The organism is Aestuariibaculum sp. M13 (assembly GCF_024723255.1).
GTDB classification, from domain to species: domain Bacteria; phylum Bacteroidota; class Bacteroidia; order Flavobacteriales; family Flavobacteriaceae; genus Aestuariibaculum; species Aestuariibaculum lutulentum.
In genome coordinates this window covers 1,257,037-1,277,262 of sequence record NZ_JANIAC010000001.1, presented here as the reverse complement: position 1 = coordinate 1,277,262, position 20,226 = coordinate 1,257,037, and the positions used below count along the sequence as shown (strand labels likewise).

Here is a 20,226-nt window from a genome sequence, read left to right as displayed (position 1 = left end):
ACTAGCTGCTGTAAAAAATTTAAAAAAGGAGAGAATAAGCGTTGTAAAAAATGCCCTTGTTTCGATTTGCTTAAGAAGGTAGCCTAAATATTAGGAACAATTTTTTTATTCATACATATTTGAAAAACAGATGATTCATTTCGGGTTATCTGTTTTTTTGTTTTATAGATGTTACAAAGTCAATTTTTTTGTGTCTAAAAAGGCAAACATGCAGTTTTATATGGGGTTTTCAGAAGTTATTTTTGTCAGAATGTAATCTATAACCATTAACCTTTCGTATATTAGTGTGTGCTATTAATTAATTTAAAAAAATCTATGAAACGTTTAATTTTATTGTTTGTGGCCGTAACAATGATGGCCTGTGGTGGATCGAAAACCGTAAGAGTATCTCAAAAAGTAATCAAAGGAAACTGGAATTTAAGTACTATAACTTATAGTAAAGCCGGAAAATATGATGTGACTTTGTTAAATGACGCTGAAAAATCATGCTTTGAGGGTAGTACCTGGCAGTTTGTCCCGAATAATAACACAGGGATTTATACTATTGAAAAGTATGCTTGTGAAACTGGAGATCGTCATTTCATTTTCACCATTGATGAAGTCGATAAGGCAACCGGTCTTTACGACTTTTTATTAAAGCCAACTGATGAAAAAGGTAAATCGGAAACTAATAAGGGTTTTAGATTGAGTTTAACATCGTTGTCAGATACACAAATGCAATGGCAACAAACGGTAATTGTCGATAATCAGCCGTTTACCATTTCGATGAATTTCAGTAAACTATAATTATTAAAAATCTTAAAAAAGAACTATTAATATGAGAAAGTTAATAAACAAAATAGGAGTTTTAAGTCTAACAATAGCGTTAGTTGTATCGGCAGTTAGCTGTAAGTCTATCCAAAATGCTAATAATGCACAAAAAGGCGGTGTTCTTGGTGCAACCGGAGGAGCTATTCTTGGTGCTATTATTGGTAACAATGTTGGTAAAGGTGGTAATGGTGAACTTGGTGCTGTTATTGGTGGTGTTGTTGGTGGTGGTGCCGGTGTACTTATTGGTAACAAAATGGATAAACAGGCACAACAAATTGAAGAGGAAATTCCAGGAGCTCAAGTAGAACGTGTAGACGAAGGTATTGTTGTGACCTTTGATGAAACCAGTGGTGTGTATTTCGATACTGCTAAATACAATATTAATGCGGCTTCTCAAGAAACATTAAACAAGCTTATAGGTGTGTTTAAAGAGTATCCAGATACAAATATTTTGGTAGTTGGGCATACAGATAGTGCTGGTGCAGACGATTATAACATGACTCTTTCTAAAAATCGTGCCAATGCGGTTACTTCATATTTAAAAGCTAACGGAATTTCTTCTGGTCGATTAACAACAAACTGGTTTGGTGAAGAGCAGCCTATTGCAGATAATTCAACTTCTGAAGGTCGTGCTAAAAACCGTCGTGTAAATGTAGCGATTGTACCAAATGATAAAATGATACAAGACGCAAAAGCGGAAGCAGGCGAATAAAAAGCCTTTTTATACTTGCTTAAATCTCGTTTTCAATGTTTCTTTGAAAACGAGATTTTTTTTGCAATAAACCCAAAGTAATGACGTCACTAATTCAATATATCACCTCACAAACCCAATTACCAGAATCTTCAGTAAAAAACACGGTAGACTTACTTAATGAAGATTGTACCATTCCTTTTATATCCCGCTACAGAAAGGAACGTACAGGGAATTTAGATGAGGTTCAAATTGGAGATATTGTAAAATATAAAGAACAATTTGAAGCTTTAGAAAAACGTAAAACGGCGATTTTAAAAGCTATTGAAGAACAGGGAAGTTTAACCCCTGAACTTCAAAATAAAATTGAATCGACTCAGGATTTAACAACGCTTGAGGATTTATACTTACCGTTTAAGAAAAGTCGAAAGACCAAAGCTGAAAAAGCACGGCAAAACGGATTAGAGCCGCTGGCGAAAATCATTATTAGTCAGAATGCGAACGATGTTGAATCGATTGCTTTTAAATATGTGAAAGGAGAGGTTAACTCGGTTGATGAAGCTTTAGAGGGGGCACGTCACATTATTGCCGAATGGATTAACGAGCGTACCGATATTAGAAATAATATCCGTTATCAAATGGAGCGTTTTGCTTTGATTTCAACAAAAGTGGTGAAGTCAAAAGAAGACGATGAAAATGCGCAGAAATTCAGAGATTATTTCGATTGGGAAGAAAATTTAAGTCGTATACCTTCACATCGTTTATTGGCTATTTTGCGCGCAGAATCCGAAGGGTTTATCAAACTGAAAATTTCTATTGATGACGAACGAGCATTATCAAAAATTGAAGATCGTATTATTCGTTCTAATAATGCCTGTGCAGCCCAAATAGAAATAGCTATCGCCGATGCTTACAAACGTTTGTTATTGCCTGCGTTATCCAATGAAGCTTTACAAATTGCCAAGGAAAAAGCCGATGCTTCAGCCATTTCGGTATTTGCAAAAAATTTGAAGCAACTTTTGTTAGGTTCACCGTTGGGTGAAAAACGCATATTAGCTATCGATCCCGGATTTAGAACAGGTTGCAAAGTGGTATGTTTAGATGCGCAGGGGAGTTTATTGTATAACGAAACGATTTATCCGCATCCGCCTAAAAGTGATAGCACAGGCGCTATTAAAAAGCTGAGTTCTCTTTGTGAAGCTTACAAAATTGAAGCTATTGCTATAGGTAACGGCACAGCCTCGCGTGAAACGGAAGCGTTGGTTCGCAAGATTCATTTTAAGAATGATATTCAAGTCTTTGTGGTAAGTGAAGCCGGTGCGAGTATTTATTCGGCTTCAAAAATTGCCCGTGACGAATTTCCGGATTACGATGTTACCGTTCGTGGTTCGGTGTCTATTGGTCGACGTTTGCAGGATCCCTTAGCAGAACTGGTTAAGATTGAAGCAAAATCCATTGGTGTTGGTCAATATCAGCATGATGTCGATCAGACTAAATTGAAAAAGGAATTAGATAAGGTTGTCGAGAGCTGTGTAAATGCCGTTGGTGTTAATATAAATACCGCGAGTGTTAGTTTGCTTAGTTATGTTTCTGGAATAGGCCCTAAACTGGCCGAAAATATTTTTAATTACCGAAATGAAAACGGGATGTTTACATCGCGCGGTGCTATTAAAAAAGTACCCAGATTAGGTGATAAAGCGTTTCAGCAGGGGGCAGCCTTTTTGCGTATTAAATCGGCTAAAAATCCACTAGATGATTCGGCTGTACACCCTGAGAGTTACGCTATTGTTGAACAAATGGCGAAAGATTTAGATAAAGATGTCAAGGCATTGATTGGTAATGAATCTGTTTTAAATGCTATCGATTTAAAAAAATATTGCACCAAAACCACAGGGTTGCCAACACTTGAAGATATTGTAAAGGAACTTAAAAAGCCGGGATTAGATATTCGTGAACAGGCAAAGGTGTTTACGTTTAATCAGAATATAAAAACCATTAACGACTTGCAGGAGGGACAATTACTTCCGGGAATCGTGAATAATATTACCAATTTTGGAGCTTTTGTTGATATTGGGATTAAAGAAAGCGGCCTGATTCACGTTTCAAATTTGTCAGATAGTTTTGTGAGCGATGTCAATGCACATGTGAGTTTGCATCAGCAGGTTATTGTTAAAGTTTTAGAGGTAGATATTCCGCGAAAGCGTATTCAATTAAAGCTTCATAAATAGCAGAAGAAATTTAACATTTATTTGCTGATTTCAGTTTTTCACATCCGTGATAATAACTATTTTTAGCGGCTTGTTAAATGGTTAATTTTTAGTTGAATGAAAAAGGCGAGATTGGCTTTGGCTATTGGAATATTATGCATTTCCATATTTCCGATTTTAGTGAAGTTGAATTTAACTCCAGGGGTAATTTCGGCCTTCTATCGCATGGCATTTTCTTTGGTGTTGTTATTACCATATGTATTAATTACACGTCAGTTTGAAATTCCGAATTTAAAAACGGCTTTATTAGCCATATTGTGTGGTGTTATTTTTGGAAGCGATGTCGCTGTTTGGAACATCGCCATTCAGGAATCTACGGCAACGCAAGCGTCGTTGTTAACCAATTTATCTCCGGTTTGGGTGGGTGTTTTAGCGCTATGTTTTCTAAAAGATAAACCTAAAGTAAATTTCTGGATTGGTACGGTAATCGCGGTTTTTGGAATGGTGATGTTGGTTGGTTTTTCGGTTTTTCAAAATTTAGATTTCGATTTAGCTTTTAGCTTTGGCGTACTGTCAGGAGTTTTTTATGCCTTTTATATGTTAATAAGTAAAGAAGTTTTGAAGACCATGAACGTGCTAACCTTTATGGCTTTAAGTTTAATGGCTTCTTCGGTTTATCTGGCAGGCGTAAGCTATGCTTTAGAGGAACCTTTTTACGGGTTTTCTAACACTGGCTGGCTGGTATTGGTTGTTCAGGCGGTTTTATGTCAATTACTGGCTTGGATTCTCATTAGTTATGCTACTCAGCATATGCGAGCAACACGTGTATCTGTTAGTTTACTGGGACAAGGTATTTTAGCTTCGTTTTTAGCATGGTTGTTTATAGGTGAAGCTATATCATTTCAAATGGTGGTTGGCGGTTTAATTTTGTTATTTGGCATTCGAATAACTTTTTACGACAAACCTATTTTTGTAAATCTTCAAATCAAGAGGCAAAAGTCTGCTTTATAATGTTTTTATCATCGGCTGATATTTGTTTTGTGTAACACAAGTTGCTGATATTGTCTTAATTATTCTTGAAATTAGACTATAATTAAAGAATGATTAAAATGAAAACATATCGTAAAACTTCAGTGATTTTAGTTTTGCTGTTTTCTACGGTTATTTCGTTATTGTATGCATGTGATTCTAATTCAGATAATAATGAAATTAATAGTAACGACAAGGCTATAACAAGTGCAGATCGAGATGCATTATTGTTTATGCTAGAAGAAGAAAAACTAGCAAGAGATACTTACACATATTTAAATGATAAGTGGGCGATTAATCAGTTTGCGAATATTAAAAATAGCGAGCAAACACATATGGATGCCATTGAAAGTTTGTTGATTGAATATGACATTGATTATTCCATATTACCAATGGGACAATTTAAAAATACGGAGTTACAAGCTTATTATAATCAATTTGTAGTTGATGGTTCTGTAAGTCAGCTTAAAGCACTTAATGTTGGGGCGACTATAGAGGATTTAGATATTGTTGATTTGCAGGAGTATATAGATACAACTGAGAATGCTCAGGTAATTTCAGTGTTTGAAATGTTACAATGTGGCTCTAGAAATCATTTAAGAAGTTTTGAGCAAGCCATTGATGTGTTTGGAAGTACATATGTACCTCAGTTTTTAAGTGTTGAGGACTATAATGCCATAATTAGTTCGGCTAATGAAAAGTGTGGTCAATAATGATAAAGTAATTTTAAAGTATAAAAAAAGCGAACCTATTTGGTTCGCTTTTATGTATTTAGACGAATAATAATTATTTATTCATATTTCTCATTTCATCTGTAAACGTATCTAAGTCTACACCATTGCTTACTAATGTTAAAGCTTTGTCTACAATGTATTTTACGTTTTCAGGGTGAAAACCAAGACCAACAGCTATTTTTCTAAGTAAAAGCTCTTCAAGGTCTCCTTTAATATGATCTACATAAACCATACGAGCTAAATCGAATAAACGCTCTAAACGTCTTTCGTAATCGTGTGGTGGATTAATAGGATGCGATTTATAATCTTCTAAAATTAAGTTATAATCAGCCTCACTAATATCTAAGTTTCTTGCTAATCTGTCTAAAAAGGCTCTTTCATCAAGAGAAATAAAACCATCAGCCATTGCTACGCGAACAATAGCAGCAAAATGGTCTTCATTACGCTTTTTAAACCCACTATCAAATAAATCTGAAAACGACATATGTTTTAATTGTTTTTAAAGTGCTGCAAACGTACATATTTTTTGGCAATTTTATTATAAAAAACAGTTTGAAAATCTGATTTTTTCATCAATAAGTAACCTTAATAAGGTTAGAGTGTTCATGTCTTATTTTCAACAAGATAATAAGAATTAAAATTATCTCAAAGCTTTAAAAAAAAAGATTGTAAACTGTATCTTTGTTGCTTTAAAACCCAATACTTAGGTGAGTAAAACAGATATCGCCCAAACCTACGAACAGCTTTTGCAAACGCAAAAACTGCAAATTGCTATTGCCAATACTCAAAGTAGAATACATTTAAAAGGCCTTGTCGGATCTGCGTTGTCTTTTGTAATATCGAATGCGTTTAAAAACAGTGATAAGCCGTTTTTAATGGTGTTTAATGATAAGGAAGAAGCAGCCTTTCATTTAAACGATTTAGAACAGCTTTGCGGAAAAGACGATGTGCTTTTTTATCCGGGAAGTTACCGCAGGCCTTATCAAATTGAAGAAACCGATAACGCCAATGTGTTATTGCGTGCCGAGGTGCTTAACCGCATTAATTCTCGTAAAAAGCCGGCTATTATTGTTACCTATCCCGATGCGCTTTTTGAGCAGGTAGTTACCAGAAAGGAGTTAGAGCGTAACACATTGAAGATAGCGGTAAACGATAAGTTGTCTATAGATTTTGTAAACGAGGTATTATTCGAGTATCAGTTTAAACGCGTTGATTTCGTTACCGAACCAGGTGAATTTTCTGTTCGAGGAGGTATAGTCGATGTCTTTTCGTTTTCACACGACGAACCTTACCGTATTGAGTTTTTTGGTGATGAGGTCGATAGCATCCGTACGTTTGATGTCGAATCGCAATTGTCGGTCGATCAAATTAAGAAGATCAATATTATTCCGAATGTTGCCAATAAGTTATTGGAAGAAAGCAGGCAGAGTTTCTTAAAGTACATTGCACAGAAAACAGTAGTATGTTTAAAGAATGCCGATTTATGTTTTTCTCGTATCGACGATTTTTATGAAAAGGCAGAAGAGGCTTTTAAAACCTTATCTTCAGATATAAAGCATGCTAAACCAAACGAATTGTTTTGTCATGCAGATTTACTGAAAAAGCAATTACTGGATTTTTCATTAGTTGAATTTGGAAGAAATTCGGTGTTTAATGCTTCCGAAGTTATCGAATATCATACCACGCCGCAACCATCTTTCAATAAACAGTTCAATTTGTTAATTGAAGATTTAAACGCCAATCATGAAAAAGGGTATACCAATTATATCGCTTGTGTGAGTGAGCAGCAGGCGAAACGTTTTCATGATATTTTCGACGATTCGCATTTGGATGTTAAGCAGTATTCAACCATTATTTTGTCTTTGCATCAAGGGTTTATAGATGCCGATAGTAAAATGGTGTGTTATACCGATCATCAAATTTTTGAACGTTATCATAAATTCAGTGTTAAAAATGGCTACGCTAAAAAGCAAGCAATTACACTGAAAGAGTTGACCAATCTGGATATTGGAGATTACGTAACACATATCGATCATGGTATCGGGCGTTTTGGTGGACTTCAAAAAATAGATGTTGAAGGAAAGAAACAGGAAGCTATAAAACTAGTATATGGTGAGCGCGATGTCTTGTATTTAAGTATTCATTCGTTACATAAAATTACCAAGTTTAATGGAAAAGATGGTAAGCCACCTAAAATTTATAAATTAGGGAGTGCCGCCTGGAAAACCTTAAAAGAAAAAACAAAGTCGCGTGTAAAACATGTGGCATTTAATTTAATAAAACTTTACGCGAAGCGTAAAACTGAAAAAGGATTTCAATACAAGCCTGATAGTTACATGCAGCATGAGTTGGAAGCGTCTTTTATTTACGAAGATACTCCGGATCAAAGCTCAGCTACAGCCGATATTAAAGCCGATATGGAAAGCGAACGTCCTATGGATCGATTAGTTTGTGGCGATGTTGGTTTCGGTAAAACCGAAGTTGCTATTCGAGCAGCTTTTAAAGCGGTTGATAACGGTAAACAAGTGGCTGTATTAGTGCCGACAACGATTTTAGCATATCAACATTACAGAACCTTTAGAAAGCGATTGAAAGATTTCCCCGTAACGGTAGATTACGTGAATCGTTTTAGAACAGCAAAGGAGAAAAAGGAAACGCTTACTGGTGTAGAGAGCGGTGCTGTTGATATTATTATAGGAACACATCAATTGGCCAATAAAACGGTAAAGTTTAAAGATTTAGGCTTGCTAATTGTAGACGAAGAGCAGAAGTTTGGAGTAGCCGTAAAAGAGAAGCTAAAAACTATAAAGGATAATGTTGATGTGTTAACCTTAACGGCAACACCAATACCGAGAACACTTCAGTTTAGCTTAATGGCAGCTCGCGATTTATCGGTAATTACCACACCACCACCAAATCGTTATCCAATAGAAAGTCATGTCATTCGTTTTAATGAAGAAACCATTCGTGATGCCGTGAGTTATGAGATTGAACGTGGCGGTCAAATATTTTTTATTCATAACAGAATTGAAAATATTAAGGAAGTGGCCGGTATGATTCAGCGTCTGGTGCCAGATGCTAAAGTAGGTGTAGGGCATGGGCAAATGGATGGTAAAAAACTGGAAGAATTGATGCTATCATTTATGGATGGTGCTTTCGATGTGTTGGTGAGTACTACCATTATTGAAAGTGGACTAGACGTACCTAATGCCAATACCATTTTTATCAATAATGCGAATAATTTCGGATTGAGCGACTTGCACCAAATGCGTGGTCGTGTTGGTCGTAGTAACAAAAAGGCCTTTTGTTATTTTATTACTCCTGAATATTCAGCAATGACCGATGATGCCAGAAAACGTATTACAGCGTTAGAGCAGTTTACCGAGTTAGGAAGTGGTTTCAATATTGCTATGAAAGATTTGGAAATTCGTGGAGCCGGTGATTTGTTAGGAGGAGAACAAAGTGGATTTATTAATGAAATTGGGTTCGATACGTATCAGAAAATCTTAAACGAAGCTATTGAAGAGTTAAAACAAAACGAATTCAAAGACTTATACGACGAGAATGAAGATGAGAAAGAATACGTAAAAGACGTGACTATCGATTCCGATTTTGAGCTTTTGTTTCCAGATGATTATGTTAATAATATTACCGAACGATTGAGTTTATATACGCAGTTAAACGGGTTTAAAACTGAAGCTGAATTGCAAAAGTTTGAAAGCGAACTAATCGATAGATTTGGCGAATTACCAAAGCAGGTTAAAGACTTGTTGAACAGTGTGCGTATCAAATGGATTGCTACTAAAGTCGGTTTTGAAAAAGTGATTATGAAACAAGGTAAGTTTATTGGTTATTTTCTTAACGACCAGCAAAGTAGCTTCTACCATAGTAAAAACTTTACCAAGGTACTACAGTTTGTGCAAACGCATCCTTCGGCATGTAAAATGAAAGAGAAACAAACGCGTAGCGGTTTAAGATTATTACTTACTTTTGATAATGTTAAAACCGTAGACCAAGCTTTAAAAGCGATACAGCCTATAATGGCTTAAAAATTGATTATAAATAATTTACAAATACCCTGAATTTTGAAAAGGTTTTTAATACTAATTGGCTTAATCTCAAATGTGTTAATGGCGCAGCACAGCATCAAAGGTGTGTTTTCACCGCCTGAAGATTATCGTGTGGCGGTGTTGTATAAGGTAACACCAACCATTTCAGAGTATATTACCCATGCCGAAGTTAAGAAGGACGGGAGATTTGAAATTCCTTTAGATTCTACGGTTTCCAAAGGCATGTATCGTATTGTGTACGCTATTCCGGAAGAAGATTATAACTTCGATATTATTTATAATAAGAAGGAAGATATCAACTTAACATTTAATTCTGAAACAGGTTTGAAGATTCTTTCTTCTGCAGAAAATAAGTTAATGGCATCGTATAGTAACAGTATGTCCATGATTACGCATAGCATTAATAACTTTTATAGTGAAAAGAGTAAGGATACCACGGCTTTAGTTTCTATTTTTAAAACACAGCGCGAAGCTCAAAAGGGGTTTGAAGATTTGGCTAAGAATACCATTGCTTTAGCGTTTATTAAAGCAAACAAGCCTTATATTCCGAAGCATTATGAAGATGTTGATACCTATAGTAAAAATGTAAAAATACACTATTTCGATCATGTGAACTTTACGAATAAAACACTTCAAAGTTCTAATTTCTTGAATGAACGCATGGTGAATTATATTTTTGGAGTAGTTACCGATTCGATTAACCGAGAAGCAAACTACAAGAAAAACATCAATGTGTTTTACAATGCGATGAAAGAGGCCCCCATAGAAATTAAGCGTACTTTATTGGTCGATCTTTGGGAGCAAATGCGTGATTTGAATTATGAGAAGACTGCCAATTATATTTCAGATACTTACTTGATTAATATAGCGAAGCAGTTAAAAGATAAAGATCTTATTGAAGGTTTAACTTTATATAAGAACATCTCTATTGGAAAGGTAGCACCAGATTTTTCTTTTGAACAGGAAAAGAATGGTGTTAAGACTACAAAAAAGCTGAGTGAACTAATAGGAGCTAAAAATTATATTCTGGTATTTTGGAACAGTACATGTGCTCATTGTTTAGATGAAATTCCTCAGTTGGAAGCTTTTGTTAAAGACAAGAAAAAGGAAGAAGTAACAGTAGTTGCTATTGGCTTGGAAGATTCACCGGAGTACTGGAATCGAGTTGTAAAACGTCTTCCGGATTTTATTCATGTTTATGGTGCCGGATATTGGGATAATGAAATTGGAGATAGTTATGGCGTAACAGCTACACCTACTTATTTTGTGTTAGATTCAGAAAAGCATATTGTTGCTAAACCTGAAGATATTGATGAGTTAAAACTGTATTTTGAAAAACAAAAAAGCAAGGCTAAGAATAAAGCTTCTCAAAAATGATAAAAGGCATCTTTTAGGTGTTCAATATGGTAGCTTTTACCATGTTTAACGATCGCAATAATATCAAAACGGACTTCTACATCTAATTGATTTTCGGTAACATATTCATCAACAGCTTTCACTAAGTTTTTAATTTGTTTGGGCTTCACAAAATCCTGTGGGTTGCCAAAATCGGTATTCGAACGGGTTTTGACTTCAACGATGGCTAAAGTATCGTTTAGTTGAGCTATAATATCCACTTCGGCTTTATCAAATCGGTAGTTCCGCTCTACAATAGTATAGCGATGTTCTAAGAGAAAGTCAACTGCTAATTGTTCGCCTTTTTTACCTAATTCATTATGTTGTGCCATACCTTGTTTGGTTGAATAATAGGTCTTAATTTAGAGAATTGAAATTGTATTTACCTCATTTAAATTAAATTAAATTTTTAGTCTTGTCTAAAAATATTTTTAACATCATATAAATTAAAGTATATTTGTTTGTGTTTTGAGCAAAACTTGGAACATTTAAATCTCGATTATAGAGTAAATGTTATACATAAACTTGTTATATGTACACGTATAATCCCATATCAGCACTACTTGTGTTTTTTGTTATTGGAGGTCTTTTGTATTTTTTATTCAGACCTTCTAAAGGATGGTATTGGATTTTAAAAAATCAGTTTTCAAGTAACGAAAAGACTATTATTGAAGACGTTTTAAAACAACTGTATCATTTTGAAAACTCGAATAATAAGGTCGATATGAAAACCTTAGTTCATATGTTGAGTTTTAGTAACAAAAAAATTGTTGAAGCCATTAACAAAATGACGATTAACGATTTAATTTACTTTGAATCCGACATACTAAAACTTACCGAAAAAGGCCGTGAATATGCTTTACGTATTGTTCGGGTTCACAGGCTTTGGGAACGTTATTTGGCCGATAAAACAGGATTTCATAAAATCGAATGGCACGATAGAGCGGAGTCTATGGAGCATAGATTAACGCATGATGAAGTTGAAGAATTGTCGATGCATTTAGGTCACCCAAAGTTCGATCCGCACGGTGATCCTATACCTACGAAAACAGGGAAAATGGCACAGGTAAAAGGTGTCGAATTGCCGTTGTTACAAGTTGGCGCCGTGGGTAGAATTACGCATATTGAGGACGAGCCTGAAGTAATTTATAAGCAGATTTTAGCTGAAAATATTCATATGGGTTCATTAATTAAAGTGGTTGAGAATAATGCTACGCGTATTGTATTTCTATCGGAAGGTGAAGAATTTAAATTGGCGCCCATTGTTGCTGCAAATTTAACGGTAGCACCTTTAGAGAAAGAAGTTGCTGTTGAAGATAATGTGGCACGATTATCTAGTTTAAATGAACATGAAACAGCAAAAATCATCGGGATTTCCCGCGAAAGTCGAGGAGAAAGTCGCAGACGTTTACTCGATTTGGGTTTTGTAAAAGGGGCCGATGTGAGCATAGATTTGGTAAATCCTTTGGGTGAGCCTAATGCATATTTAATTAAGGGAACGTCAATTGCTTTGCGTAATGATCAGGCGGCTAAAATCCTTATTAAGAAAGAGTAAGTAGATTATGGAAACGAAAATAAATACAGCCTGCGAAACTTGTGAGCATTTCAATAAAGACGGATTGAAAAAATTGGGCGTTCGTACCGATAATTTCGATTTTGTTGTGGCTTTGGCAGGAAATCCGAATACAGGAAAAAGTACGGTGTTTAATTCGCTTACCGGGTTGCGCCAACATACAGGAAACTGGCCAGGAAAAACGGTGACAAGAGCCGAAGGTGGTTTCGAATATAATACTAAAAAATATAAATTAGTCGATTTACCGGGGACCTATTCCTTGTTATCTACCTCGGAAGATGAAACTGCTGCAAGAGATTTTATTCTCTTCGGAAAGCCGGATGTTACGGTTATTGTCGTTGATGCCAACCGATTGGAACGTAACCTGAATTTAGTACTCCAAATTCTTGAAATTACAGATAAAGCCGTGCTGTGTCTAAACCTTATGGATGAAGCCGAACGTAACGAAATAGAAATTGATGTACGCACCTTGTCACGCGACTTAGGAATTCCTGTGGTACCGGCCAGTGCGCGTTTTAATCGTGGTATTCCAGAGCTCATTCAAACCATAAGTGAAATTGCCAGAGGTAAAATTGTATGTAAACCGCATCGTATTAAAAGTGTACCTGAAAATATTGAAAGGGCTGTTAAAACCTTAACGGTTGAAATTGAAAAGGAATTCCCGAATATCTCTAATAGCCGATGGATTGCCTTCCGATTATTAGAAGGTGATAAGCAAATTATTGAGGCACTTAGAACGGGAGAATTTGTTTAAATATTAAACATAATGAAGGAAAATAATATAGATCATATCATCGAACTATCTAACGAATTACGCTGGCAAATTGGTGATGAGTTTCACGATAATTTAACGGAAAGTATTTATGCTGATGCCGCAGATATTGTTAAAGATTCAGTAAGAACCAGTAATTCAGATAAACGTTTTAGGTTAGATGCGAAAATCGATAAAATTGTAACTAGTAAACGATTTGGGTTTCCAATCATGTTTTTAATTCTGGGAACAGTTTTATGGATTACCATTCAAGGGGCCAATTATCCGTCGTCTTTGTTAGCAAATGTATTATTGGATCATATTCATCCTGCTTTAAAAAGTGGAGCTGCAGGTATTGGTATGCCTTGGTGGTTAGATGGGTTTTTAATTGATGGCGTGTACTTAGCGGTAGCTTGGGTTATTGCAGTGATGTTACCACCTATGGCTATCTTTTTCCCTATGTTTACTTTGTTAGAAGATTTCGGGTATTTGCCCCGAGTGGCCTTTAATTTAGATGCCTTATTTAATAAGTCTGGAGCACATGGAAAACAGGCATTAACTATGAGTATGGGCTTTGGTTGCAATGCTGCAGGTGTTGTGGCTGCGCGAATTATTGATAGTCCCAGAGAACGGCTTATTGCCATTTTAACCAATAATTTTTCATTGTGTAATGGACGCTGGCCAACCCAAATTTTAATTGCAACAATTTTCATTGGGGCCGTGGTACCGAAATCATTGTCTAGTTTGGTGTCTTTATTAGCGGTAATTGGTGTGGCAGTCTTGGGTATGGCTTTTATGTTTGGGGTATCATGGGGATTGTCAAAAACGGTTTTAAAGGGTGAAGTGTCCACATTTAATCTAGAATTACCACCATACAGGCCACCACGTTTTTGGAAAACCATTTATACGTCTTTGATTGATCGTACGTTAATTGTATTGTGGCGTGCTGTTGTATTTGCTGCGCCGGCAGGAGCCGTGATTTGGCTCATTTCTAATGTCCATATAGGTAGTGAAAGTATTGCCGCCTGGGCGATAAATGGCATGGATGGTTTCGGATTTCTTTTAGGATTAAACGGTGTGATTTTATTAGCCTATATCGTTGCGATTCCGGCGAACGAAATTGTAATTCCAACGATTTTGATGCTTACGGTTTTAGTAACAGGAGTGGCAGGTGGAGAAGGAGCAGGTGTGATGTTTGAACTGGATTCTATTAATGCCACAGCTGATGTGTTAAAAGCTGGAGGCTGGACCTTGCTAACTGCTATAAACTTGATGTTGTTTAGCTTACTTCATAATCCATGTAGTACCACGATTTATACGATTTACAAAGAAACCAATAGTGTGAAATGGACCGTTGTGGCTTCGGTAATGCCCGTTATTTTAGGGTTTATCGTAACCTTTTTGGTAGCACAAATTTGGCGTCTTATTTTTTAGGTTTTTATTTCAGGGAGTACCGTAATCCAAAAAACAATCTGCGTCCTTGATTTGGTCCGTAAATATAAGACGGGTCGAAGGTTAGGGCATAAGGGTTATTAGGGGTTGATATGGCATTTCCGTTGTTGTCAAAGATTACGTCTTCATCAAAAGGGTCCTGAGCTCTGGCTATAATAAACGGGTTGCCTTTGTTAGGTGTCCAGTTCAATAGATTTTTTATGCCTCCGTAAATTTCAAAATTATTTAAGCCATCAAAGGTGAATTGAATATTTTGAATACTCCAAACGGGAGATTCAGGAAGTCTGGGGTCTAAATCGCCAAGTAAAGGTAATCGCATCGGGCCGTAAATATTTCCGGTATAATCGAAAGTTAGGTTGTATTTGTAGTTTTTGTAGGTCGCTGCCCAGGTTCCAGTAAAACTTTCGGTGAGCATTTGTTGTTCCGTAATACCGTTTTCAGTTTTAGATACATCCTGAAAAGTTACTCCTGTAAGTAGTTTTATACCGTTTGAAAACATAGTGTCTATGTTTAAACTCACCCCTTTGCTAATAGCTTTTCCATCTAAATTATCATAAATTATTTGATTTGGATTGGTATCGTAATCAGGTAGAATAATATTCGTGAAATGGGTGTACCATGCCGAGGCATCTAAACTAACTATAATGCCACTTTTGGTGTATAGTTTGGTTAAATAATTCAGGTTTATATTATAGGAACGTTCCGGTTTTAAAGCTTCAGTAATAACTACGTCTCTGGCGCCGGTTAAGGCGGCGTGTTCTTCTGTAAATAAATTAACGACTCTAAATCCTGTACCTGCATTTAAGCGTAAAATATCATGTTTTGAAGGTTTGAATTTATAAGCCATTCTTGGAGTGAATATGTTGCCATGTCTTTTATCGTAATCATAGCGCGCACCTAATAAAATATTATGGTTTTCACTGAAAGCGATTTCATCCTGAGCAAAAAATGACGGAATAACTATTTCGTCAGGAATTGGAGTTGCGGGTGTGTTATCGTTGTAGAAATTATAGCGTGTTGCGGCTCCAAAAAGTAAATCATGATTGGTTATTGATTTGTCCCATGTAAACTGTCCAAATCCAATGCGTTGCGTGGCTAAGTAAGGTGTGTTACCATATACTGAATTTTGATTGTGGTCTGTATACGAGAATTGAAATAGGACGTTTTCATTAATTGGTAATTGATATTTTCCGAGGAGTTCAAAACGCTTTGTGTAAATGCTTTCGCCATATATTTCGTCCCCGCCTCTGTAATTTGAATTCCATTGCATTTCGCCTCCCCATCGGTCTTCATAAAAAAAGCGTCCGGCAACAGAAAAAAGGCGATTGTTATTTCGGTTAAAGTTCCATTTTTGAAATACTGAAATGCGGTCTTGTAAAGTTAAATCGGTGAAATTATCGTTGTTATTATCTGTGGGGTTACTGTAGTTGAAGTAATTAATTCCTGTTAGTATATCTGCTTTATGGCCTAGTTTTGTTTTAAAACCTAAATCGGTATTGACTTCTCCCCAGCCAGAAATGTAACTATCTGCAAAAACAATTGGCGCATTTTCCGGAAGCTTTGTTATAATGTTAATTAAACCACCAACGGCTTCACTACCGTAAAGTGATGATGCGGGACCTTTAACGATTTCAATTTGTTCAATTAATGAGTTCGGAATACCCGATAAACCATAAACGGTAGATAATCCACTTACAATAGGCATACCGTCTATTAAAACCAACGTGTAAGGACCTTCCAATCCGTTAATATGTATATCTCCTGTGTTACAGACGTTACAGTTAATTTGAGGGCGAACACCATTAACGTTCTGTAGAGCTTCAAAAATATTTGGCGTTGGGTTTTTCTTTAAGAAAGTAGGGGTGTAAACTTCGACAGGAACAGGGCTTTCAAGTCTTGAAACAGCTTTTAAAGTTCCGGTAACGACTACTTCGTCAAGCATATCAGATTCATCTAAATAAAAATTAATGTTTAGAGCTTCTTCGTTAACTTTAATACGTTTAGTTTGGGTTTTATAGCCAGTAAATGAAGCTGAAATGGTATAAGTGCCAGTTTCAATATGAGCTATATTAAAGAAACCTTCTTCATTAGTAATAGCACCTTTAGAAATCTCTTTGATAAAAACATTAACATAAGGAAGCGGATTATCTTCAGAGAAAACACGTCCGCTAATGTGCTGTGCATTCGAAGAAATTGAGATTATTGTTATTAAAAATATTAGGGTTCTCATTAATTTTGTTTTTGCAAATGTAAATATAAATTTAGATTAGTCTAAAAATAGTTTTAAAATAATGATTAATATATATTTGTCATAAATAAAAGCAGAACCATGATTACGCTAACAGAGGAGAATTATATTAAGTCTATTTATCAATTGGGTAGATATGGAACCATGACTGTAAGTACAAACAGTATAGCAGAAGCTTTAGAGACAAAGGCGTCTTCGGTGACCGATATGGTAAAGAAGTTAGCGGAAAAAGGTTATGCGAACTATAAGCGTTATCAAGGCGTGTCTTTAACATCACAGGGTAAGAAAATTGCTTCCGATGTGGTTAGAAAGCATCGTTTGTGGGAGGTTTTTTTGGTAGAAAAGCTGAATTTTACCTGGGATGAGGTGCATGATATTGCGGAGCAATTGGAGCATATAAAGTCGGAAAAACTAATTAATGAACTGGATAAGCTTTTAGATTTTCCAACGCATGATCCGCATGGCGATCCTATTCCTGATAAAAATGGCGATATTAAGAAAACAGATAAAATACTTTTGTTTAATCTGGCTGAAAATAACAAAGGCGTTTGTGTGGGTGTAAAAGATACGTCGTCTTCGTTTTTGAAATATTTAGATAAGCATAAAATAGCTTTAGGTTCTGAAATTACGGTGGTTTCTCGCGAGGACTTTGATGACTCTATGGTAATTCAAATTAACGGAGTAACGACCATGAGTATTTCTCAGGCCGTTGCCAATAATCTTTTCGTTAAGGAAGAAGCTATCGGTTAAATATTTTAATGACAACCACAATCGTCGTTGCCGCAAGATTTTTTTGATGTCTTTTTTTTCCAAAGGAATTTTCTAATTAAAAACAGCAAGGCTAAGGCTACTGCCGAAAAAACAAGTATGTTTTGAATGATAGTGTTCATGTAACTTTAGCCGATATTTTTTAGAAAACCTTTCTTCTTTTTATTTTAAGAACTGATATGCTATTAAAGCTACAGCATAAGCTAAGCCAGTCATAAATACCAATTGTAGTGAAGGCCATTTCCAACTGTTGGTTTCTCTTTTAACAATTGCTAAGGTACTCATACATTGCATGGCGAATGCATAGAATAATAGTAACGATATTCCGGATGCAAAGTTAAATAACGGTCCGCCTAAAATTGGGTTGACTTCAGCAGCCATTCGGTTTTTTATCGTGGCTTCGTCATCACTTCCAACGCTGTAAATGGTAGCTAAAGTACCAACAAATACTTCACGGGCAGCAAAACTACTTACAATCGCAATACCAATTTTCCAGTCGTAACCAAGGGGTCTGATAACCGGTTCGATAGCGCGACCTGTAATACCAATAAAGGAATGCTCTAATTTAAACGAGGCTATATGTTGTTGTAATTCGTCTTCAGATAAATTCTGAGAAGCATATTCTTTTGTGATGATGTCTTCAGCTTTATTGAAGTTGTCTCCAGGTCCGTAAGACGCCAAAAACCATAAAATGATTGAAATAGCTAAAATGATTTTACCTGCACCAAAAACAAACGATTTTGTTTTTTCTAATACCGTTAATCCTACATTTTTAAATAAAGGCAATTTGTAGTTTGGCATTTCGACTACAAAGAAAGATTTGCTTCTAATTTTTAAAACTTTATTTAAAATATAAGCTGAACCTACGGCCGCTCCAAATCCTATTAAGTACAAAAGCATTAAAGTTAATGCCTGATAACCTAATCCGAAGAAACGTCCTTCGGGAATCACTAATGATATAATGATTAAATATACAGGAAGTCTTGCCGAACAGGTCGTAAATGGCGTTACTAAAATGGTAATTAAACGTTCTTTCCAGCTTTCAATATTTCTTGTAGCCATAACAGCAGGAATGGCACAGGCGGTTCCAGAAATTAAAGGAACAACGCTTTTTCCGCTAAGTCCAAAACGGCGCATAATACGATCCATTAAAAAGACCACACGGCTCATGTATCCGCTTTCTTCTAAAACAGAGATGAATAAGAATAAGAAAGCAATTTGCGGTATGAAAATAACAATTCCACCAAGGCCTGGAATAATACCTTCGGCTAATAAATTGGTAAAAGCACCATCTGGTAATTTTTCTTTGGTCCATTCACTTAATGAAGCGAATGTGCTATCTATAAAGTCCATTGGTACACTAGACCAATCGTAAATAGCTTGGAATATTACTAATAAGATTAGGAAAAATATAAGGTAACCCCAAACTTTATGAGTTAATATTCTGTCCAGTCTGGTGCGTAAATCTTTAGCTTGGGAGGTGTCAATAGTCTGACCAACTTTAAGTACGTTGTTTATAAACTGGTAACGTTTAATAGTTTCTTTTTGTTGAAGTCGCTTAAGGTCGGCTTTACTTTTTGTTTTGAAATCATCTAAAGCTTCAACTTCATTTCTGTCAATTTTTCCAAAGTTGACATCCTGTGTAATCACCAACCAAAGCTTGTAAAGTAGCTGATTAGGGAAGGCTTTTCTTAGACTGTTAAAATAATCAACATCAACTTCCGAAGCATTTAAACAAGGTTCATCAGAAACCTCTTTATAATTGGTGATAAGTTGCTTTAATTCTTCAATACCTTGTTTTTTTCGGGTGCTGACTAAAGCAATCTTGGTTTTAAGTTCTTTTTCTAAATAAGGGATATCTAAAGAAATACCTTTGTATTCCATCCTATCGGCCATATTAATGACCAAAATGGTTGGGATTTCTAAGTCTTTTATTTGGGTGTATAAAAGTAGGTTTCGTTTTAAATTTTCAACATCGCTTACAACTACAGCAACATCGGGGAAATCTTTATCGTTTCTGTTAAGTAGTAATTCAATCACTACATTTTCATCCAACGACGATGCATTTAAACTGTATGTTCCTGGTAAATCGATAATATGTGCCTTAACACCACGAGGTAATTTGCAAATACCTTCTTTCTTTTCAACAGTAATCCCTGGGTAGTTTCCTACCTTTTGATTTAATCCGGTAAGGGCGTTGAACACAGAAGTTTTTCCTGTGTTTGGATTACCAATTAAGGCGACATTTATTTGTTTACTCATCTACTTTTTCAATTAGGATATGATTAGCAGTTTCTTTTCTAATCGCTAAATGCGACCCGTTAATGTTTAAATACATAGGGTCTTGAAAAGGTGCTAATTGTACAAGCTCGACAGTATTTCCAGGTAAACACCCCATTTCTAAAAGTTTTAGCGGAATGTGAATAGACGAAACATCGGTTATAGTTGCTTTTTCGCCGCGTTTTAGATGTGCTAAAGTGTGTTGCAAGCTTATTTAG

15 protein-coding genes and 1 pseudogene are annotated in these 20,226 nt (G+C 35.7%); 10 read left to right on the top strand and 6 right to left on the bottom strand.

Features of this window, described 5'->3' with window-relative positions; genetic code table 11:
* Window positions 1-315: 315 nt before the first annotated feature.
* The 5 genes from NO995_RS05425 (at window position 316) to NO995_RS05405 (ending at window position 5,450) form a co-directional block, all read left to right on the top strand.
* Window positions 316-786: a lipocalin family protein gene (locus NO995_RS05425; protein ID WP_240572336.1), complete on the top strand. Its 471-nt coding sequence runs from the start codon at window positions 316-318 to the stop codon at window positions 784-786.
* Between the two features lie 31 nt (window positions 787-817).
* Entirely contained in the window at window positions 818-1,522 is a 705-nt protein-coding gene (locus NO995_RS05420; RefSeq protein WP_258226597.1) for an OmpA family protein, read from the top strand.
* 80 nt (window positions 1,523-1,602) lie between these two features.
* Entirely contained in the window at window positions 1,603-3,729 is a 2,127-nt protein-coding gene (locus tag NO995_RS05415; RefSeq protein WP_258226596.1) for a Tex family protein, read from the top strand.
* Between the two features lie 96 nt (window positions 3,730-3,825).
* The gene (locus NO995_RS05410; protein ID WP_258226595.1) at window positions 3,826-4,719 is read left to right on the top strand and encodes a DMT family transporter; all 894 of its coding nucleotides are present in this window, start codon (window positions 3,826-3,828) and stop codon (window positions 4,717-4,719) included.
* 98 nt (window positions 4,720-4,817) lie between these two features.
* On the top strand, window positions 4,818-5,450 hold the full coding sequence (locus NO995_RS05405; RefSeq protein ID WP_258226594.1) for a DUF2202 domain-containing protein: 633 nt from the start codon (window positions 4,818-4,820) through the stop codon (window positions 5,448-5,450).
* Between the two features lie 73 nt (window positions 5,451-5,523).
* On the opposite strand, the gene NO995_RS05400 is transcribed toward NO995_RS05405, so the two are convergent.
* Window positions 5,524-5,955 (bottom strand): TerB family tellurite resistance protein, encoded by a 432-nt coding sequence (locus NO995_RS05400; RefSeq protein WP_240572331.1) that lies wholly within the window; start codon window positions 5,953-5,955, stop codon window positions 5,524-5,526.
* A gap of 223 nt (window positions 5,956-6,178) precedes the next feature.
* On the opposite strand from NO995_RS05400, the gene mfd reads away from it, so the two are divergent.
* Together mfd and NO995_RS05390 are read left to right on the top strand one after the other, a co-directional pair.
* Complete coding sequence (gene mfd / locus NO995_RS05395) at window positions 6,179-9,520, top strand: transcription-repair coupling factor (protein ID WP_258226593.1); 3,342 nt, start codon at window positions 6,179-6,181, stop codon at window positions 9,518-9,520.
* Between the two features lie 36 nt (window positions 9,521-9,556).
* Complete coding sequence (locus NO995_RS05390; protein ID WP_258226592.1) at window positions 9,557-10,918, top strand: TlpA disulfide reductase family protein; 1,362 nt, start codon at window positions 9,557-9,559, stop codon at window positions 10,916-10,918.
* On the opposite strand, the gene NO995_RS05385 is transcribed toward NO995_RS05390, so the two are convergent.
* Window positions 10,909-11,268, bottom strand: coding sequence for a YraN family protein (locus NO995_RS05385; RefSeq protein WP_258226591.1), 360 nt, complete (start codon window positions 11,266-11,268; stop codon window positions 10,909-10,911). The two genes, NO995_RS05390 and NO995_RS05385, sit on opposite strands and share 10 nt — an antisense overlap.
* Before the next feature lie 200 nt (window positions 11,269-11,468).
* On the opposite strand from NO995_RS05385, the gene NO995_RS05380 reads away from it, so the two are divergent.
* Both NO995_RS05380 and feoB (NO995_RS05375) read left to right on the top strand, forming a co-directional pair.
* The gene (locus tag NO995_RS05380) at window positions 11,469-12,491 is read left to right on the top strand and encodes a metal-dependent transcriptional regulator (protein WP_258226590.1); all 1,023 of its coding nucleotides are present in this window, start codon (window positions 11,469-11,471) and stop codon (window positions 12,489-12,491) included.
* Window positions 12,492-12,510: 19 nt separating this feature from the next.
* Window positions 12,511-14,694: pseudogene (gene feoB, locus NO995_RS05375) on the top strand (ferrous iron transport protein B).
* Window positions 14,695-14,698: 4 nt separating this feature from the next.
* Here the strand turns inward: feoB (NO995_RS05375) and NO995_RS05370 are convergent.
* Complete coding sequence (locus NO995_RS05370) at window positions 14,699-16,942, bottom strand: TonB-dependent receptor (protein WP_258226589.1); 2,244 nt, start codon at window positions 16,940-16,942, stop codon at window positions 14,699-14,701.
* A gap of 102 nt (window positions 16,943-17,044) precedes the next feature.
* Here NO995_RS05370 and NO995_RS05365 point away from each other — a divergent pair, with 102 nt between their 5' ends.
* Window positions 17,045-17,710, top strand: a complete 666-nt coding sequence (locus NO995_RS05365) for a metal-dependent transcriptional regulator (RefSeq protein ID WP_240572680.1) — start codon at window positions 17,045-17,047, stop codon at window positions 17,708-17,710.
* A gap of 5 nt (window positions 17,711-17,715) precedes the next feature.
* On the opposite strand, the gene NO995_RS05360 is transcribed toward NO995_RS05365, so the two are convergent.
* Genes NO995_RS05360 through NO995_RS05350 form a run of 3 tightly spaced genes read right to left on the bottom strand, consistent with a single transcriptional unit; the run spans window position 17,716 to window position 20,216 of the window.
* Entirely contained in the window at window positions 17,716-17,850 is a 135-nt protein-coding gene (locus tag NO995_RS05360) for a FeoB-associated Cys-rich membrane protein (RefSeq protein WP_258226588.1), read from the bottom strand.
* A 40-nt stretch (window positions 17,851-17,890) separates the two neighbouring features.
* Window positions 17,891-19,990: a ferrous iron transport protein B gene (gene feoB / locus NO995_RS05355; protein WP_258226587.1), complete on the bottom strand. Its 2,100-nt coding sequence runs from the start codon at window positions 19,988-19,990 to the stop codon at window positions 17,891-17,893.
* The gene (locus tag NO995_RS05350; protein WP_240572323.1) at window positions 19,983-20,216 is read right to left on the bottom strand and encodes a FeoA family protein; all 234 of its coding nucleotides are present in this window, start codon (window positions 20,214-20,216) and stop codon (window positions 19,983-19,985) included. Before NO995_RS05350 ends, feoB (NO995_RS05355) begins: the two co-directional genes overlap by 8 nt.
* Window positions 20,217-20,226 lie beyond the last annotated feature (10 nt).

Excerpts from the sequence above, each read along its gene's own strand:
- NO995_RS05425 (WP_240572336.1), top strand. The coding sequence starts at position 316 with ATGAAACGTTTAATTTTATTGTTTGTGGCCGTAACAATGATGGCCTGT.
- NO995_RS05420 (WP_258226597.1), top strand. The coding sequence starts at position 818 with ATGAGAAAGTTAATAAACAAAATAGGAGTTTTAAGTCTAACAATAGCG.
- NO995_RS05415 (WP_258226596.1), top strand. The coding sequence starts at position 1,603 with ATGACGTCACTAATTCAATATATCACCTCACAAACCCAATTACCAGAA.
- NO995_RS05410 (WP_258226595.1), top strand. The coding sequence starts at position 3,826 with ATGAAAAAGGCGAGATTGGCTTTGGCTATTGGAATATTATGCATTTCC.
- NO995_RS05405 (WP_258226594.1), top strand. The coding sequence starts at position 4,818 with ATGAAAACATATCGTAAAACTTCAGTGATTTTAGTTTTGCTGTTTTCT.
- NO995_RS05400 (WP_240572331.1), bottom strand. The coding sequence starts at position 5,955 with ATGTCGTTTTCAGATTTATTTGATAGTGGGTTTAAAAAGCGTAATGAA.
- NO995_RS05385 (WP_258226591.1), bottom strand. The coding sequence starts at position 11,268 with ATGGCACAACATAATGAATTAGGTAAAAAAGGCGAACAATTAGCAGTT.
- NO995_RS05380 (WP_258226590.1), top strand. The coding sequence starts at position 11,469 with ATGTACACGTATAATCCCATATCAGCACTACTTGTGTTTTTTGTTATT.
- NO995_RS05370 (WP_258226589.1), bottom strand. The coding sequence starts at position 16,942 with ATGAGAACCCTAATATTTTTAATAACAATAATCTCAATTTCTTCGAAT.
- NO995_RS05360 (WP_258226588.1), bottom strand. The coding sequence starts at position 17,850 with ATGAACACTATCATTCAAAACATACTTGTTTTTTCGGCAGTAGCCTTA.
- feoB (WP_258226587.1), bottom strand. The coding sequence starts at position 19,990 with ATGAGTAAACAAATAAATGTCGCCTTAATTGGTAATCCAAACACAGGA.